This window comes from Lactobacillus sp., from assembly GCF_014803895.1.
In genome coordinates this window covers 47,451-62,866 of the sequence record NZ_JAAVAU010000010.1, presented here as the reverse complement: position 1 = coordinate 62,866, position 15,416 = coordinate 47,451, and the positions used below count along the sequence as shown (strand labels likewise).

Genomic DNA, 15,416 nt, shown 5'->3' with positions numbered 1-15,416 from the left:
AAATTGTCTCACATCGCTTTTATTTGCGTTCTCGTGTCTTTTCATCTTTTAGTTGTCCGCTTAACTTAGCAATTAAATTTACGTCACTTATCGCTGAATTATGTGTTGGTTTTCCATACAGACCAGTGCCATAATATTTTTCCTCCCACCGTGTCTTCCAATAGTGACAACCGGTGCAACAAACAACCAAATTATCTAAGTCTTTCATCTTTTCAGGATATGCTTCAACGGGTACCACGTGGTCAACTACATTGCCTTCGTTTAAGATACCTCTAGCTTTACAGTATTGACATAAACCATACTGTTTATCGATAACAATAGCTCTCAACCTAGACCAAACAGCCGAATGGTAAAACTTGTTTTGTTCTCGTTTGACGCTATTACGTTTACGAGTAACTTGATTATAATAGCGAGTCTTAACTGGATTTGAATACTTATGCTTTTTAAAATATTCTTTTTTCGCCTGATATTCTTTTTCTTTGGCAATGTGTTTGCTGCAATAATGATTTGGCATCATTGCCATTGCATGACATCCAAACTCGCGACATCTTCGAACCCGTGGCATGTTTCTTCATTCCCTTCAAACAAAAAGAGCAGCCGATTAAGACTGCTCTTTCATTAATTATTTTTTATCACTATACCAATATAACGTATAAATCATTACATTTGTTCCGATAATATTTGCAATTATTCCGATAAGATTCCGATTTCTTTTTAGTCTAAATAAACATGTAAATCATAGTCTGTTTCGATGCCTAAAACTTTTTGTTGGTAATCGAACGCATCAGCAAACGCAAGTTGTGCTCGTCTTCGTAAATCATAATACCTACTACTTTCATAACGAACTGCTTCTTTGCATTGTTGTGAACTCATTTTATAAATATACATATCAGTAATAATAATTTTGCTTGTTTCAGGCAAGCGATTAATTGTATTCCTGATTGCGCGCACTTCAAGTTCGGCATCTAAACCACGGATTAATCTATCTTCAGTGCTATTACCTCTATTAGTACTACCAGGTGCTAATGTCAATTGAGGACTGCGTAAATCTGTAAGAGTTCTACCACTCATAAGTAGTAATCTATCCAGATCTTTAGTAAGAAATTTATGTACTTTATTACAAGTCTTAGGTACGTCTATATCTCTAAAAAGTCCCACAGCATTACCCAACCTTATTATTAAATAATATAATCTTTTACATTGTTGCTATATTTAAGTTGTTCATGTCCATTAGTGTCGATATAAATCGAATTGATAGGCATATCAGGTAACTCATAATTACCCTCTTCAATTTGATATTTCTTTCTTAATCTATTCAAAGCTAATGCGTCTCTACTAGTATGTCCCCATTCACACAAACTGCTTTTAGTTAGAAAGTAAAAAGTATCGTTAAGTTTATATCTAAATTTAGGATAAATTTTAATATGACGGCGACGTGCTACACCTTTAATAAAATGAATAGTGACATTTAATGACTTACTACAATAATCAGCTGAATAGCCTTGTGATATAACCTTAGCTACATCATCAAAAATAGTATGAGTAGTAATTTCTCTTAATTTTTTAAAATCAGAATCACTATTTGGAGCTTTTGCAATTGAGCCATACTTATTTTCCAACTTGTGAATTAAGCTCAGCATTCTCGTGTCTCTCATTATCCCCACTCATTTCACTATCAAACATTGCCGTGTAATTGACTAAATCTATTGCGGTATCATGTAAAGCTTCTTTATCTAAATTATCTTTAGTCACAATAGTCACTAAGCGTGAAGCTTTTTGCAAGATAGGCCACACACCCACAACCTTTTGACATTTATCAGGAAATGCATCAAGTGCAATTTCATAAGCAGATTTACCGCCATTGTCATAATTTTCACCACGTTGATTTTTTAAGTTAGCTGCTTCTTCAAAAAAATCTTTAATATCCATATCCAACTAAACCACCTTTAATAATTTTGATTGCATCTTCACTACTACGTGCAATACCGTGAATGACTTTATGAGATTGCAAGAAATTATGAAATCTCACTTGATCATCACTCGGCTTTCCATTTTTAGCTTTAACTTCTATATAAAAAATTTTTGTATCTGACCATCTAAAGCCATATAAATCAGGATGCCCTTTGGGCGCACCAGTAGTAAACCAACGCCCATCTGGAAGTTTAAATTTACCAACGTTGATTCTAATAATGCTGCAAGCATTTTGTGACACTGCCAACATAATTTCATTTTGAATATCGTGCTCACTTTTATTCTTCATCATCGCCACCTGGAAGCAATTCCGTTTGACTTGCTTCAAATTGAGCCATGATAGGACCAGCGGCGATATCATTTAAGGCATCTAATGAAATATCCTTAGAGTCAACGCCCAAGGTAATCGTTACCTTTTCACCATTTGCTTGAAACTTGTTGATGTTTCCATTAAATCTAATAATCTTACCTTGCATTATTTATCTCCTAATTTATTTCCACACACTGGACAAAATTTAAAATCTTTAATTGAAATTTTTACGACTATATGTTTTTCAATCCCACTAGTTTGATGCTCAATATAACGCAAAACAGGCTTATTTTTTAAGCTTAAAAATACTGCACTATTTTTGCCATGACTTAAAACCAAATCTCGAGCAGGTTCTTGGCAAAATCTACATCTATTCATGATCAGTTAACTTTAATTCTGCGTTTACAATTTTTGCATTGTCAAAATAGCCGATTAAGAAACTTTTCAAACCATCTAATTCGGTAGTTGTTTTAGCAACGCAACCATCAGTTAATTCTACAAGTAAATAGTTTTCATCGCTGAAGCTTACTAAATAATGAGCAAAGTCATCAACGCCATCGCCATTATCATAAGCTACTACTATATCACCAATACTTAAATTATCTAAATTGGAATCCTTAAAATCATCAATAATTCTCATTTTTTTATTTCCTTTCAAAGCAACTAACAATTCAGGTCTTGATTTTAATTGAGCAATAAAATCAAATATACCGGTCGTTTCAATTACAGCTTCACCGTTAACCGAGTACACATGTTTATATCTAAGCCCATTAGTATAAATGTGTATTTCGGCATACACTGTACTATCAACTAAAGTTATTCTCCAATTACCCAATTCCCAATAAATAGGTTTTTTCATATTTTTACTCCAAAACCACATTTGCGGTAATTTTCTTAACATAGCCATATTCATCGCGTAAAGAATTCAAAAAGCTAGTTAATTTTTCGTCTTTTGAACTCTCAAAAATTAATTTACCGTCAACTAATCTAATTAATCCATATCGGTTACGCTCATAATCTATTACAATCATTCCAAGATCCAGTGAGTCGGTATAATCACCAAACTCAATTAAATCTCCGGTTTGAATTTCTTCGTTAATTTTTTCTCTTTTATCAATAAAAATCATTTAATCCCCGTTAAAGTTTCCGCTAATTCATCTGCTATATCTGAAAAGTCATGAAAGCCACTAGCAGATGGTTTGAAACTCTATAAAGATCAAAATTTTCGTCGTTATCATAAACTTTACATAACAAGATTGTTCCATAACCAATCTTGATTTCTGATTCTTTGGTTTCTTTTGCAAATACAGCTTTCACTTTAAATTCCTCCTATATTCTCCAATGTCCTCACCGGCATTGTATTTTCTGAAAAACTCCTTGATTTCTTCCAAGGGCATATCAGGGGCTTTATCTTATGCCTCCTGCGGTGATTAGGTGCAATTAGTTGTGATTGGTTTGTGATTAGTTTGTGACGACTCAGTTTTCTTACTCTCTCAAGGTTTTATTTACTATTTTTATTCTTTTGTGAACACTTATAAAAAAGAAATAATAATAAATATAAAGAATATATATAAGAAAAAAGGAGTTTATAACTCGACACGTCACGAAATTATATCTTATCCCTTGTCGCTCTAGGACGTGATAAGTTTTTGGGCACTTATCACAGCTATCACACTTATCACATTATTTATTCCAAATTGAGTTTGGATATGGTTCATTGAACGAATTTATTTTTATTCCGATATAAAAATTACCATTTCTGGTGTGCTGGGATTGTATTTTTTCTTTCACTTTGATGCCAAATTTAGTCATAGAATATCCGTCGTAACTACCAGTATTTTTAGCCCATTCTTGATATTTTTGATAAAGCTCACTCGCTTTAACCATATAATCAGGGGTCCTACCTTTAATACACGTATCATTTAAGAATTGCTGTATGATATCCAATTCTTCACGGTAATCATTAGCAGCACTTCTCATGATTTCCGGAACATTGTCTAAACCTTCTTTTTGATACATTAGTGTACCTTGGACAATCCAATTAAGAATTCCTGAATACTCTTTGTGCAGTTTTTCCTTCAAATGCTTATCGACTTTTTCAATGGGAATTTGAACGTTAAAGGGAAAAACTACAATTCTTCGCCAAATTCCGTCGTCCGTTCCTTTAATGGTAGGAAGGTGGTTGGTCTGCATAAGTAACTTAAACTTAGGAGTCATTTCAAATGGGTCACCATATAGTTTCTTTGCATTTATTGGATCCCCACCGGTCATTTGTTTGATTTGTGATTCGTCTAATACATCCCCTTCATTTGGTTCAGACGTAAGAACAAATCTAGCCCCTTCGAGTTCTGCTATTTCAGGATTACTGGCATTAGAACCTTTTTGATTCATCAGTGATTTTACATTTATTGATTTTGCGTAACTTCCTAATAAGTCATAAATCGTATCTGCTAGAGTTGACTTACCATTACGGCCTCCACCGTTAAACATAACCATTTGCTGCTCAATAGTTAGACCCGTAACAGTGTAGCCAATCCACTTTTGAAGATAATGAATTACGTCCTTATTATTTTTAAAGATTTGATTTAGAAATCCTTCCCATACCGGGAACGCTGATTGAGGATGATACTCAGCATTAGCTTGAAGGGAGAACATCATCTTTTTGCTATGTGGATGAAGTGAGCCATCATGTAAATCAATATAGCCATTTTTCACGTTTAGTAGCATTGGATCTTTATCAAAACTTCCATGTTTAACTGGAACATAGTGTTGAACCGTAGCTAACATATTTTGAATCCCGCGACGATTTCGTGTTTGAGAAATAAATTTATTCCAATTTCTTTCTGCTTTGCTAATATCGCTTTTATCCATATCTTCGGAAATAGGCAATTTTTCTTTAAGCATTCTTTCCGGAACTTTATCAGCCATAGTTTCAATTTTTCCCATGTCATCAGATGACCAAACGCCATTTTCATAGATATACCAACCTTTACGTTCACCTGACATGTAACGAACATCATCACCAAACATCTCTACAAATCTCTTTGCATTACCAGTATCATCTTGTGAATAGTGCTTAGGAGCGTCTGGTAAGTTTGGCTCTGTATCCAGAAAGCTCAAATCAGCATGATAATCGTCTGCTTCTTCAACTTCTTGAGAGTAGAAATTGTGTGCTTCACTAGCTGCTTTTTCTAACAGTTCTTGTCCGTAAGTCGAATTGCCACGTTTTGAATTGAATTTAGGGCGTATCATAGCCGAATTTTCAAAAATTTGTCTCATCATAGATACATCCCCAGAGCACCAAAATGCTAAATCATTCGCAAATGCAATATCTGCTTCAGAATGCGAATTATAATGTCCTTCCCAGCCTCCATACATAAACCAAGCAAATCGATCACCAGTTTTTGAACTTAAAGCTTTTCGAATAACATCACCAATCGATAAATTATTAATTGGCTTTGCTACTGCTTCCCTCATTACTGGCTCAGGGTCTTTACCAAAGCAAAATTCATATAACTTCAACATCTCATCGTGGTTTAGCTCTTTAACGTCGCCGGAACCAATGCGGTTACCAGTCATTGCGAAGAACCTACCAGATTGATACATTTCGAATTGGCCTTTTCTTCTGCGTTTACCTGGAATTTTTCCTTTAAAGATGACATGGATTCCTTCGCCCGATTGACTAACTTCCATATAACTATTTTTAGTTAATTCTTTAATTTGTCTAATCAGGTTATCCGGGTCAGGGTCACCGAGTAAGTAACTTTCTAAATCGTCTTTAATGTGATCAACATCTAGGCCAACAAGGCCGTTTTCTAGGTACAATGCTAGTCCATCAGCCCTATCATACTTATCCAGCGCTTTAAGAGCTGTGGAAAAATCAGCCCATGAACTAGGGGCATTTGATTTGCCATTTAATCCTGTGTATGAATTAATTGGAATTTTTGTATTTTTGTGACGCTCTTCAACCCATTTTAAGTTGAAGTTTCCCCATTGGCTTAACTGTCTGAGCTTATCGGGGATTGTAGTGTAATTAAATTCAGACATTTAAGCCTCCTAAAATGGAATATCAGAATCTGAAAGTTCAGTACCTTCTTTGCTATCTTTAAATGGATCAGCTGCAGTGTTAGTTCCTTGAAGTGGAAATTGGGTTGTATGCCAACCATTTGGAAATACTGAATTTCTTTCGGTTGTTTTCCCATTATATTCACTTTTATCTAAAACTAAACTTACTCTAACCGGTTTGTTTACTAATATATCGGTAAAATCATCCCAAGTCGCAATTGATGTTCCTTGTGGCACTCCAATAGCTTTCATAATGCGATTAATTTCGTTGGCATCATACTTGCCAGTCTTTTTACGTTTCCAAATGTTTAAGAAAATTAAGCGCTTATGATACTTACCATTTGTATCCGGCATAGCTTGGTCAAGGTCTGAACGAACTTGTAAGGTAATACTGATATTTTCAGTACCACTAGGAGTTGCATCGGGTTGGGCTTTAGTCACGATGCATTCATAATTACCTTTTGGCAATGCATCGTAATTGTTGTCTTCATCCAAATTTGAGTAATCTGTAGTAAATAATGGTTGTGTCATTTTAATTTTTCCTTTCTATTTAAGCCAGCCGCGTTGTTTTTGCTGAAAATAAATCCAGCCTGGCTTATATCCTTTAACTTTGGCGTACTCTTTTAATTCTTCTACTGAATTCAATTCAGATGGCTTAACATCTAAGTACTTATAATTAGCTACATATTGTTCATCGTCTGAAGTAAATTTTGTTAATTTAGCTTTTTCATCAACTTCAATCTTATCTTTGCGTTCCTCTACCGGGACTTTGAATCCGCAAATTGGACAAATGTTTTTAGATTTCACTGGTTCAAACCATGCATAGCATTGAGGACATTCCCTAATACTAGGACCTTCATTACTAGCATTATTCTTACGCTTTCTAGCTTCCAGTGACCATTTTCTTTCCGTGGCCGGTGCTCCGAAGCTATGAACATTGCCGATTTGGTCAATAATAATTGCTTCTTTTCCAGGTTGATACCTCATGCAACGCATTGCTTGCTGCAAGTACAGTACTAAGCTAGCCGTTGGCCTAAGTAAAACTACGCATCCACAATCCGGAACATCAAAGCCCTCAGAAATTAAATCTACGTTAGATAGTATTTTTATTTTCCCGTTTCTAAAGTCTTCCATGATTTGATCACGCTTTTTAGAGGGTGTCTTACTATCAACATGAATTGCATTAATTCCAGCGTCATTAAATGCTTTAACTACTTCTTGACTAAACTGGATTGAGTGACAATAGATAATTGTTTTTCTATTTTCGCCGTGTTCAATCCAATTTTTAACGATATCTCCACGGATTATGTATTTAGAAAATTCATCCATTGAGGCTTGCGTAAAATCCCCGGTAGACGACTTTTTTAATAATTCACGATTGCCATCTTCACTACACCAGTATTTATAAGGTGCCAGGTGATGATGATCAATCAGCCACTTAACCGCTTTACCTTCAATCATCACATCATAGATTTCACTTAATCCTTGGCCGGATAATCGCCAAGGTGTTGCTGTAAAACCTAAACGCGGTACATCAGAATAGTAATCATATATTTTTTGATACGTCTTAGCTAAACTGTGATGAGTCTCATCCGTAATGATTAAGTTAGGTCTAGGTAAGATAGATAATCTGTTTTTGATTTTGCCAACGGTCATAATAGTGCAAAGCTTCATATCAACATTTTGTTTGATAAATGTTTCTCGAATTTGCTTTACTAATTCTTTTTTATGAACCGTAAACATAACCCTATTACCTTTTAAAGTAGTTAATCTTGCTATTTCAGCAATTACAACTGATTTTCCACTACCCGGGGGACTAACTATAAGAACACTTTGATTTCCATCAATTAAAGCTTTTCTAATTTCGGTGACTAGCTTTTGTTGATAATCAAATAATTTAAACATTAACTATCGCTCTTAGATGATTGTTTAACTTTTTTATCGTAATTATCAGCTGTATCAAAGTTAAATAATTCTTCAACTTTGCATCCCTTACGGCTATCCATTCGATTTTTGGCATAAATTCCATCATTTCCCGATAGAATTACACCTCTTTCACCAGTAGATGGTTTCTGAATTAATCGACCGACAATGTCGCAATGGCCCATTAACCAGTCACGCGCTTTATCACGCATACTTGGCGCATATTGGCTTATCTGTTGACCCGAATCAATGGTAATATCGCGCTGAGCTTCCCATGCAGTAATCAAGATATTCAAATCATAATTCAACATTGAAGCCATAAATCTGATCAAATAATTTACGAATTCGTTGTAATGGGCTATTTGATTATCTAGACCGTTTTTAGACTCTCTAGCTTTTTCGACAAACCATAAATCTTGTAAACTCGTAATATTATCTATGATAAGATTGTCATATTTTTTGTGAGCATCTCTCCACCAAATCGCAAAATTAGCTAAATCTTTTTGGACATTATCAGAATCTAAATTCCAAATAGAATTTTCATCTTGATATATTGTTTTCTTTAATCTGGTATACGATTTATCAAAACTTAATAGGAAAGTTTTGCCTTTTAAGAATTTTCCCAAATATGTTTTACCTACACCGGGTTTACCATAAATCAAAATACGCCAACCCTGTTCTTTTGCTTTTAATGAACTAACTAGTGGCATTGATTTCCCTCTCTTTCTTTTATTAGTTTGGTAGCCATTACATGATTCTTGTCTTTCGATTTTCTTTTAGATGGGCACCGGTAATTTCCTTACCCTTCTTCAAATCTTCATAAAGCTTGGCTTTATCGATTTTTTGAACTTCCTCAAGCTTTATATAGTCAGCTGGAAGTTCTTCACTATTTTCAACAACTACCGAATCCCGGTAGTTTCTAGGTTTAAGTAAGTGGTGAGCTGTCTTGATTTCCTTTTTGCCGGTGTTGTCAATTGCAGCGGTTAAGTAATCCATCAACCGGATATTTTGGTTGTTGAAGTGTTTCTTTACGTCCTGAAGTTGTTTGATTTTTTCAGAAAGCCAATCGATTTTTGCATTGTTGCTTTCAATCCAGCCTGCTACGCCATCAAGCTTTTTATCTCTAGCTAAAGCTAAGCTATCTAAAGTGTCTTGGATAACTTCAGGATCTAAATCCTTTTCTTGAACCGCTTTAATTGCGGCGTTGATTTCAAAAATATTGTTCATGTGTTATAATCTCCTTAGCTTTTATAATTTTTGCGAGCTTTGATATGTCGGATATCAAGGCTCTTTTTTGTGCTTTCAAAACCTTGTAAGATAATGAAGCCGGCATCTAAAGCATTGGAAGCTTTGATTAGTTTCTTTTTAGTTTGGTTCTGCATCTTCATCACCTATATAGCTAATCCAGCTGGTAAAGCGATGATAGCCGCAAGTAGCTTTTTTATTGTTTTGTCACTCATTTGGTTTAACCTCTCATGTGAAGGTATGCACCGAGTAACATCGCAAGAACCACGATAACTGAACCTAATGCCATGCAATCAGTTCCACGGCGACTAAATAGGTGTGTTGGTTTTAAGAAATGATTAACGGCATCATTGAACTTACAAGAAAGCTTGTATCCCCAAGATTGATGTTCAAATGCGATTTGTTTGTTAATTTCAACTTGTTCTTTGTATCTAGGTAGTTCCATTATTTTTCCTCCCGTGTAGCAGTTAACAAAACTAAAAGTTGCTTTTGGTTTTCCAATGCCTTTAGCTCAATTAACAAACTCTGATAACGATTAGCGACCGCAATTAAGCTATTAATTCTATCAGGGTTATGGCTTAACCAACCAACTTCTTTTTCAAGGTCAGTTTTTGTTATTTTCAGCTGCAATAACTTTTCATCGATGTCTTTGGTGAATTGATCTATCAGCTCTTTCATGAAGACCTCCAGTTAATTTCATTACGGTGCTCTTTCATCCACACCGCTGCTTCATCTTCGAAAATCGTAAAGCCGCGTCCAACTCCAGGATGAATATCCACTACCCAGTCAGGATTAAACTTGTAGAAAATTTCATTTTTAACCCACTCTATGCCATGAGGACAACAATATTTCTTAGCAAATTCCTTAATACCAATAGTGCGGCCGATGATTTCTTCAGCTGGTCGATAATCACGCTCTTGCATTATCTCATCAACAATATTTTTGATTTCTGTTTTATCATGCGTATGTTGCATAAGGATCACCTCTTACAATCCGCCACAGTACCAACCAAGTACCGGGCCAACAATCAATATGACAATCAGCAAAATGTAATACACTTTATCAGTCATTTGAAACCTCCATATCAGGTAAGTTATTAACGCAACTTAAGAAGTATCCAACGGGATATTGGTTAGACAGTGCTAAGGCTTTATAGAGCTCATCATGAACAGCACGCGCATTTTTGTTTGCTACAGCGATAGCAATCTTATCCAGTTCCTTATCGCTTACTGAAATTTCACAACTTTCAAACTGAAGCTTAACCATTTGTGCTAAAAAATAATTTTTATTTTCTTTCTCTCTCTCAGTATTGTTAGAGAGAGATTGATTATTATTAGACTTAGTATTTATTTGATTAGTTATTGTTTGATTAGTATTTATTAGTTGCTTGTTTACCGCTGCGGATTTTCCGTCCACGGTTTTACCGTCATCGGTTTTAACCGATATGGTATTTTCCGCTTTCGAAGATTTCCGTTGTGGTAAATGATCAGTTAATATCCATTCGTAACCGTTGAACTGACCTTTAACTCGCTTCTTAGTTCTAGTGAGATAACCGCGCATTTCAAGCTCTTTAAGATAACCTTCAACCTTAGTTCGGCCATCTTTGTCACTATGCTTAACGATTGCACTGATATAAAAATCAAACGTGTCTGCTTGTGCCCACAAATAGCTAAACAATCCGATAGCCCCAAAACTAATTTTTGAGTCATTTAAAACTTGATTATCAATTGTGGTGAAATGTCTGGTGTATTGTTTTTTGATACGTCTCATGATTGTTAACCTCTACACTTAATTGTTTTTGGTCCATTTTGGAACATTAGGGGGTAAAAAAATTTTTTCTATAGGTTTATGGAACAAATGACTTAATTTAAACATTTCTTCCGCATTAAACAATTTATAACCTAATTCTTTATTTCTGTAAGTTTGTTGCGAGATATGCAAGTAATTCGCTACATCATCTTGAGTTAATCCCATCTCTTTACGAAGGGCATATAAATTCTTTTGCACAAATTCACCTTCCTTTAATATTGTTCCTTATTGGAACAATATTAATAATAATTCCAATATGGAACTATGTCAACACTTTTTTTATGATTTAATAAAAAAAAGTTCCAATTAGGTCCAATAATAGTTATAATAAAAATCATAAGGAGAAAAAATATGGCTACCGATTTAAATATTTATATTGGCAATAAGATACGAGCGATACGCAAATCTAGGCATTTAACTGCTGAACAATTAGCAAATAAGTTGGGTGTATCGCGTGCAACCGTTACTCGTTATGAAACCGGCATTAGAAATACTAACCAAGACATTCTATTTAAGCTATCTGATGTTTTAGAAGTCTCAATAGATGACTTTTTTCCAGCAACAGCTTTTAATAGGCCTACGAATGTGGAATACCTAGAAAAACATGATCAGCATATAGTAAGGATTCCCATAATTCAAAATATAACTGATATTCAAAATATGAATGCTGATATATCTGGTTATGTTTCACAATTATTTGTAAAAGAACCCCAAGGTAAGTTTTTTGCCTATTATTGTAAAGATGATAGTATGGCCCCTATTATTCCAAAAGGCGCTCTAGTTACTATCAAAGAACAAAAAAATACTAAAAATGATAAAATAGCAGCAGTTTATATTGACGATGATGATAATTTGATTTTAAGGCGCATTAAGCGTTTAGGAAACCAATTGATGCTAATGGCTGAAAATCAAAAATACGACCCTATTCTTTTAAATGATAAGAATAAAGATCGTATTATCGGTCAAGTTATTAAAGTAAGTTATGAATTATAGTTCTTAATTAAAGAACTATAAAATTTTGTCCATCAACCAGTGACTATAAACCTGAGGCTTTTTTCAGGAGGAAATTATGAAACATAAATTGTTGACTAAATTATTAATTACAGCATCGTTAGCATCAGGCATTGGAGTTACAGCCACCACAACTACACATCACTCCCCTGATACTGTAGAAGCTGCAACAAATTGGTATGCCCCTAGAACAGTAAAATTAACCAAAAATGTGCACATTTATAAAATTAAAATGGCCAAGCATGTTTACCAAACACAATTTATTAGACAAGGCAAGGACCTAAAAAAGGGGACGGTAATAAAAACTGTATCCGGTGGTATGCAATTTGGATGGTTCCTTATCAAAAATGGTTACACTCACTCAGGTCTCAGTTTATACAGCAGAGACTATCGCACAAAAACTTCTGGCTATGCATGGGTAATCGGTAAAATTTATAGCGATACAAAATGGTTTAAAGTAATTAAATAAACAAAAAAAGCCCTGCTCCATAAGGAGCAGGACTCGTATCAGAAAACTAAGTTAATTATATACTTTTATTAAAAAAATACAAGGTCCAATATTTTGAAGACCTAAAAAGATAAATAAAAACTCACTACCACTGGCATGATAATGAGTTCTCACTAAAACTTGTAATATTGTAGACTAATCTAACACGTGAACAGAAACTGGCATTTCTCTCACGCTTTTAGTCTATTCTATTTTATCATAAATGGAGCAATTAAAAAATGGCCCACGTATTTAAACGCAACCCAAAGAGTAAAACTTGGACGGTAAGATTTACTAAACGAGTAAAAGTTTGGGACCCTGATAAGCAAGAATTTAAGTCTGTTCTTACTCAGAAGCAAAAAGGTGGCTTTAAAACTAAGGTAGAGGCAACTAATTATGGCATTGAGCTTGAAGCAGCTGCTTTAAAGGGTATTGATGTTACTAAAAACCCCCTTTTCAAGGATTATTTTCAATATTGGCTTATAAATGTCAAAATTGTAAATTTACGTCGCAATTCGATTAGAAGCTATAATTCTTTATATGGAATGATAAAAAAGCACTCGATCATTCAAAAGCATATGAAAGATATAACCAAACGAGAGTATCAACAATTCATAAATAGCCTGGCTCAAACTTATGCTATCAGCACCGTTAAAAAGATAAATTCCACGATTAGAGCTTGTGTATTCTATGCTATCGATGATGGTATAATATCGAAAAATTTTACTAATCAGGTAAAATTATACGGCAATAAATCAAAAGATAGAGTTGTAGAATATCTTAGTTTAACTCAGTTAAAAACGTTCTTAAAAGCTTGCGAAGAAGACATTCGCCCTAGCTATACTAGTAGATATATGATAATCACTGCAATTCTAACTGGTATGCGTGTTGGAGAAATCGGCGCCCTACATTGGGACGATATTGATTTTAAAAGCAAAACTATCTCAATTACCAAATCTTTTGATTTAGATCACCGAGAAATGGGACCTACTAAAAACGGAAAATCACGAGCAATTGCTGTATCTGATGAGTTACTGAAGTATTTAAAGCAATTGAAAGCTAATAATATGGAATTTGTATTTGGAACTAAGCGTTCTAAATATCCTCCAAAGGCTTCAGATGCCAATAAAACTATAGGAAGAATTTTAAAAAAATATCGCATTGAAAATCAGGGAGTTACCATTCACTCTTTTAGACATAGTCATGTTGCTTTTCTACTATCCCAACATATAGATATTTATGCGATTAGTAAACGCCTTGGCCATAGTAATGTTTCTATCACACTTGATAGATATGGTTATTTAATGGACGAATACAAAAACGAAGAAGATGCGAAAATTATTAAATCGTTAAACAATTTAAAATAAGTGTGCATCAGATGTGCATCAACCATAAACTTCTTTAAGCTTTATAAAGTTTTATTTGCTGTTATATCAATATTTTTAATTCTTAACATCGCTTAAAGTCTCTTAAAATATACCTTGTCTTTATAACAGTATACCTTATACGTATGGTGGCAGAAAACTTATTAGCACTGATATATTAACCTTCAGCTAGTAGTATCAAGGAATAAGCATATTTTGATATAAGAAGTACTTTCTTTTATTTTAAGCAAAAGCCGCATCCCAATAAAGGACACGGCTTTTTAGATTAGTTGAGAAAGTTTATTTGTATTAATTTAAGGAACAGCTGAAAACAGCTTTAACTTAAAGATTAATAAATGCTCTTGAAAAAATGGCCTTATAAAATTCTTTTCGAACTTTTTATTTCAAATTGGTATAGAATTCTTCATCTACTGGTTCAAGCCATTCATTAGATTGGTCTTCACCTGGAACCATGAATGCCAAGTGTGAGAACCATGAATCAGGAGAAGCACCATGCCAATGTTTGGTATTTGCTGGAACGAAGAAACTATCCCCTGGCTTCAATTCAACTGGATCTTGACCTTCAAGTTGAACGTAACCACGACCACCAACAGCAATAAGCATTTGACCACCACCTTTAGAAGCATAGTGAACATGCCAATGGTTAATTACACCTGGTTCAAAGGTAACATTACTGATTGGAAATGCATCATCAGTGATTTGCGCTAAATAGCTTTGACCAGTAAAGTACTGTGCATAAGCATCATTAGATTCACCGATTGGGAAGATGATAGTATTTTGGTAAGCTGCCTTTTCATCTTCAACAGTTTCGTCTGCCCAAACATCCTTAGCGAGTCTAAATGCAGCCCAAGCCACAGGCCAACCTGCATAAAATGCAGCATGAGTAATTATTGCCGCGATTTCCTTTCTAGTGATACCATTCTTTTTACCAATTTCAAGATGAGCTTTTAGTGAAGAGTCAACTAGTCCACGACCAATGAATACTGAAATAGTAATAATTGAACGAGTCTTTTGACTAATATCATCGTTAGCCCAGTTTTCACCAAATAATACATCATCGTTAAAATGTGCAAATTGTGGCGCAAAATCACCTAATTGATCTCTACCGGCGGTTTGATGAATTTCTGTCATAATAAATTTATCCTTTCTAATTTCAAATTACACTAAGTATATAAGTGATGTTTTCAATTGTGAAATATTTATTTCTTTG

General features: G+C 34.4%; 24 protein-coding genes. 3 read left to right on the top strand and 21 right to left on the bottom strand.

Going from position 1 to position 15,416, the window contains the following annotated elements; genetic code table 11:
• Positions 1-19: 19 nt before the first annotated feature.
• The 20 genes from HDR40_RS03880 to HDR40_RS03785 all read right to left on the bottom strand — a co-directional run bounded on the left by HDR40_RS03880 (position 20) and on the right by HDR40_RS03785 (position 11,521).
• On the bottom strand, positions 20-565 hold the full coding sequence (locus tag HDR40_RS03880; RefSeq protein ID WP_290626697.1) for an HNH endonuclease: 546 nt from the start codon (positions 563-565) through the stop codon (positions 20-22).
• Positions 566-714: 149 nt separating this feature from the next.
• A complete protein-coding gene (locus tag HDR40_RS03875) occupies positions 715-1,158 on the bottom strand; it encodes an ArpU family phage packaging/lysis transcriptional regulator (RefSeq protein WP_290626695.1) in 444 nt (147 codons plus the stop codon).
• Between the two features lie 20 nt (positions 1,159-1,178).
• Positions 1,179-1,640 (bottom strand): hypothetical protein, encoded by a 462-nt coding sequence (locus HDR40_RS03870; RefSeq protein WP_290626693.1) that lies wholly within the window; start codon positions 1,638-1,640, stop codon positions 1,179-1,181.
• Entirely contained in the window at positions 1,609-1,929 is a 321-nt protein-coding gene (locus tag HDR40_RS03865) for a hypothetical protein (RefSeq protein WP_290626691.1), read from the bottom strand. The genes HDR40_RS03870 and HDR40_RS03865 overlap by 32 nt, the downstream gene beginning before the upstream one ends.
• On the bottom strand, positions 1,919-2,263 hold the full coding sequence (locus HDR40_RS03860) for a VRR-NUC domain-containing protein (RefSeq protein WP_290626689.1): 345 nt from the start codon (positions 2,261-2,263) through the stop codon (positions 1,919-1,921). Before HDR40_RS03860 ends, HDR40_RS03865 begins: the two co-directional genes overlap by 11 nt.
• Positions 2,250-2,447: a hypothetical protein gene (locus HDR40_RS03855; RefSeq protein WP_290626687.1), complete on the bottom strand. Its 198-nt coding sequence runs from the start codon at positions 2,445-2,447 to the stop codon at positions 2,250-2,252. The genes HDR40_RS03860 and HDR40_RS03855 overlap by 14 nt, the downstream gene beginning before the upstream one ends.
• Entirely contained in the window at positions 2,447-2,659 is a 213-nt protein-coding gene (locus HDR40_RS03850) for a hypothetical protein (protein WP_290626685.1), read from the bottom strand. Before HDR40_RS03850 ends, HDR40_RS03855 begins: the two co-directional genes overlap by 1 nt.
• Positions 2,652-3,140: a hypothetical protein gene (locus HDR40_RS03845; protein WP_290626683.1), complete on the bottom strand. Its 489-nt coding sequence runs from the start codon at positions 3,138-3,140 to the stop codon at positions 2,652-2,654. The genes HDR40_RS03850 and HDR40_RS03845 overlap by 8 nt, the downstream gene beginning before the upstream one ends.
• 4 nt (positions 3,141-3,144) lie before the next feature.
• Positions 3,145-3,408, bottom strand: a complete 264-nt coding sequence (locus HDR40_RS03840; RefSeq protein WP_290626681.1) for a hypothetical protein — start codon at positions 3,406-3,408, stop codon at positions 3,145-3,147.
• 34 nt (positions 3,409-3,442) lie between these two features.
• The gene (locus HDR40_RS03835; RefSeq protein ID WP_290626679.1) at positions 3,443-3,598 is read right to left on the bottom strand and encodes a hypothetical protein; all 156 of its coding nucleotides are present in this window, start codon (positions 3,596-3,598) and stop codon (positions 3,443-3,445) included.
• Between the two features lie 366 nt (positions 3,599-3,964).
• The gene (locus HDR40_RS03830) at positions 3,965-6,328 is read right to left on the bottom strand and encodes a phage/plasmid primase, P4 family (RefSeq protein ID WP_290626677.1); all 2,364 of its coding nucleotides are present in this window, start codon (positions 6,326-6,328) and stop codon (positions 3,965-3,967) included.
• 9 nt (positions 6,329-6,337) lie between these two features.
• On the bottom strand, positions 6,338-6,877 hold the full coding sequence (locus HDR40_RS03825) for a DUF669 domain-containing protein (RefSeq protein ID WP_290626675.1): 540 nt from the start codon (positions 6,875-6,877) through the stop codon (positions 6,338-6,340).
• Positions 6,878-6,892: 15 nt separating this feature from the next.
• Positions 6,893-8,251 (bottom strand): DEAD/DEAH box helicase, encoded by a 1,359-nt coding sequence (locus HDR40_RS03820; RefSeq protein ID WP_290626673.1) that lies wholly within the window; start codon positions 8,249-8,251, stop codon positions 6,893-6,895.
• Entirely contained in the window at positions 8,251-8,979 is a 729-nt protein-coding gene (locus HDR40_RS03815; protein WP_290626671.1) for an AAA family ATPase, read from the bottom strand. Before HDR40_RS03815 ends, HDR40_RS03820 begins: the two co-directional genes overlap by 1 nt.
• A 37-nt stretch (positions 8,980-9,016) precedes the next feature.
• Positions 9,017-9,496 (bottom strand): siphovirus Gp157 family protein, encoded by a 480-nt coding sequence (locus HDR40_RS03810; protein WP_290626669.1) that lies wholly within the window; start codon positions 9,494-9,496, stop codon positions 9,017-9,019.
• Between the two features lie 238 nt (positions 9,497-9,734).
• Entirely contained in the window at positions 9,735-9,959 is a 225-nt protein-coding gene (locus HDR40_RS03805; RefSeq protein ID WP_290626667.1) for a hypothetical protein, read from the bottom strand.
• The gene (locus HDR40_RS03800) at positions 9,959-10,192 is read right to left on the bottom strand and encodes a hypothetical protein (protein WP_290626665.1); all 234 of its coding nucleotides are present in this window, start codon (positions 10,190-10,192) and stop codon (positions 9,959-9,961) included. Before HDR40_RS03800 ends, HDR40_RS03805 begins: the two co-directional genes overlap by 1 nt.
• Positions 10,189-10,488, bottom strand: a complete 300-nt coding sequence (locus tag HDR40_RS03795; RefSeq protein WP_290626663.1) for a hypothetical protein — start codon at positions 10,486-10,488, stop codon at positions 10,189-10,191. Before HDR40_RS03795 ends, HDR40_RS03800 begins: the two co-directional genes overlap by 4 nt.
• 88 nt (positions 10,489-10,576) lie before the next feature.
• Positions 10,577-11,284: a hypothetical protein gene (locus HDR40_RS03790; RefSeq protein WP_290626661.1), complete on the bottom strand. Its 708-nt coding sequence runs from the start codon at positions 11,282-11,284 to the stop codon at positions 10,577-10,579.
• An 18-nt stretch (positions 11,285-11,302) separates the two neighbouring features.
• Entirely contained in the window at positions 11,303-11,521 is a 219-nt protein-coding gene (locus tag HDR40_RS03785; protein ID WP_290626659.1) for a helix-turn-helix transcriptional regulator, read from the bottom strand.
• Positions 11,522-11,674: 153 nt separating this feature from the next.
• Here HDR40_RS03785 and HDR40_RS03780 point away from each other — a divergent pair, with 153 nt between their 5' ends.
• The 3 genes from HDR40_RS03780 to HDR40_RS03770 all read left to right on the top strand — a co-directional run bounded on the left by HDR40_RS03780 (position 11,675) and on the right by HDR40_RS03770 (position 14,188).
• Positions 11,675-12,316 carry an XRE family transcriptional regulator gene (locus tag HDR40_RS03780; protein WP_290626657.1) on the top strand — a complete coding sequence of 214 codons (642 nt, stop codon included), beginning with the start codon at positions 11,675-11,677 and terminating at the stop codon, positions 12,314-12,316.
• 76 nt (positions 12,317-12,392) lie between these two features.
• Positions 12,393-12,803 (top strand): hypothetical protein, encoded by a 411-nt coding sequence (locus tag HDR40_RS03775; RefSeq protein WP_290626655.1) that lies wholly within the window; start codon positions 12,393-12,395, stop codon positions 12,801-12,803.
• 257 nt (positions 12,804-13,060) lie between these two features.
• On the top strand, positions 13,061-14,188 hold the full coding sequence (locus HDR40_RS03770) for a site-specific integrase (protein WP_290626653.1): 1,128 nt from the start codon (positions 13,061-13,063) through the stop codon (positions 14,186-14,188).
• 396 nt (positions 14,189-14,584) lie between these two features.
• Here the strand turns inward: HDR40_RS03770 and HDR40_RS03765 are convergent, their stop codons facing one another.
• Positions 14,585-15,337, bottom strand: a complete 753-nt coding sequence (locus tag HDR40_RS03765; RefSeq protein ID WP_290626651.1) for a carboxymuconolactone decarboxylase family protein — start codon at positions 15,335-15,337, stop codon at positions 14,585-14,587.
• Between the last annotated feature and the right edge of the window lie 79 nt (positions 15,338-15,416).

Bases quoted from the DNA above. Each gene is read 5' to 3' on its own strand.
- HDR40_RS03880 (WP_290626697.1), bottom strand. From the start codon at position 565: ATGCCACGGGTTCGAAGATGTCGCGAGTTTGGATGTCATGCAATGGCA.
- HDR40_RS03870 (WP_290626693.1), bottom strand. From the start codon at position 1,640: ATGCTGAGCTTAATTCACAAGTTGGAAAATAAGTATGGCTCAATTGCA.
- HDR40_RS03865 (WP_290626691.1), bottom strand. From the start codon at position 1,929: ATGGATATTAAAGATTTTTTTGAAGAAGCAGCTAACTTAAAAAATCAA.
- HDR40_RS03860 (WP_290626689.1), bottom strand. From the start codon at position 2,263: ATGATGAAGAATAAAAGTGAGCACGATATTCAAAATGAAATTATGTTG.
- HDR40_RS03855 (WP_290626687.1), bottom strand. From the start codon at position 2,447: ATGCAAGGTAAGATTATTAGATTTAATGGAAACATCAACAAGTTTCAA.
- HDR40_RS03850 (WP_290626685.1), bottom strand. From the start codon at position 2,659: ATGAATAGATGTAGATTTTGCCAAGAACCTGCTCGAGATTTGGTTTTA.
- HDR40_RS03845 (WP_290626683.1), bottom strand. From the start codon at position 3,140: ATGAAAAAACCTATTTATTGGGAATTGGGTAATTGGAGAATAACTTTA.
- HDR40_RS03840 (WP_290626681.1), bottom strand. From the start codon at position 3,408: ATGATTTTTATTGATAAAAGAGAAAAAATTAACGAAGAAATTCAAACC.
- HDR40_RS03830 (WP_290626677.1), bottom strand. From the start codon at position 6,328: ATGTCTGAATTTAATTACACTACAATCCCCGATAAGCTCAGACAGTTA.
- HDR40_RS03825 (WP_290626675.1), bottom strand. From the start codon at position 6,877: ATGACACAACCATTATTTACTACAGATTACTCAAATTTGGATGAAGAC.
- HDR40_RS03820 (WP_290626673.1), bottom strand. From the start codon at position 8,251: ATGTTTAAATTATTTGATTATCAACAAAAGCTAGTCACCGAAATTAGA.
- HDR40_RS03815 (WP_290626671.1), bottom strand. From the start codon at position 8,979: ATGCCACTAGTTAGTTCATTAAAAGCAAAAGAACAGGGTTGGCGTATT.
- HDR40_RS03810 (WP_290626669.1), bottom strand. From the start codon at position 9,496: ATGAACAATATTTTTGAAATCAACGCCGCAATTAAAGCGGTTCAAGAA.
- HDR40_RS03805 (WP_290626667.1), bottom strand. From the start codon at position 9,959: ATGGAACTACCTAGATACAAAGAACAAGTTGAAATTAACAAACAAATC.
- HDR40_RS03800 (WP_290626665.1), bottom strand. From the start codon at position 10,192: ATGAAAGAGCTGATAGATCAATTCACCAAAGACATCGATGAAAAGTTA.
- HDR40_RS03795 (WP_290626663.1), bottom strand. From the start codon at position 10,488: ATGCAACATACGCATGATAAAACAGAAATCAAAAATATTGTTGATGAG.
- HDR40_RS03790 (WP_290626661.1), bottom strand. From the start codon at position 11,284: ATGAGACGTATCAAAAAACAATACACCAGACATTTCACCACAATTGAT.
- HDR40_RS03780 (WP_290626657.1), top strand. From the start codon at position 11,675: ATGGCTACCGATTTAAATATTTATATTGGCAATAAGATACGAGCGATA.
- HDR40_RS03775 (WP_290626655.1), top strand. From the start codon at position 12,393: ATGAAACATAAATTGTTGACTAAATTATTAATTACAGCATCGTTAGCA.
- HDR40_RS03770 (WP_290626653.1), top strand. From the start codon at position 13,061: ATGGCCCACGTATTTAAACGCAACCCAAAGAGTAAAACTTGGACGGTA.
- HDR40_RS03765 (WP_290626651.1), bottom strand. From the start codon at position 15,337: ATGACAGAAATTCATCAAACCGCCGGTAGAGATCAATTAGGTGATTTT.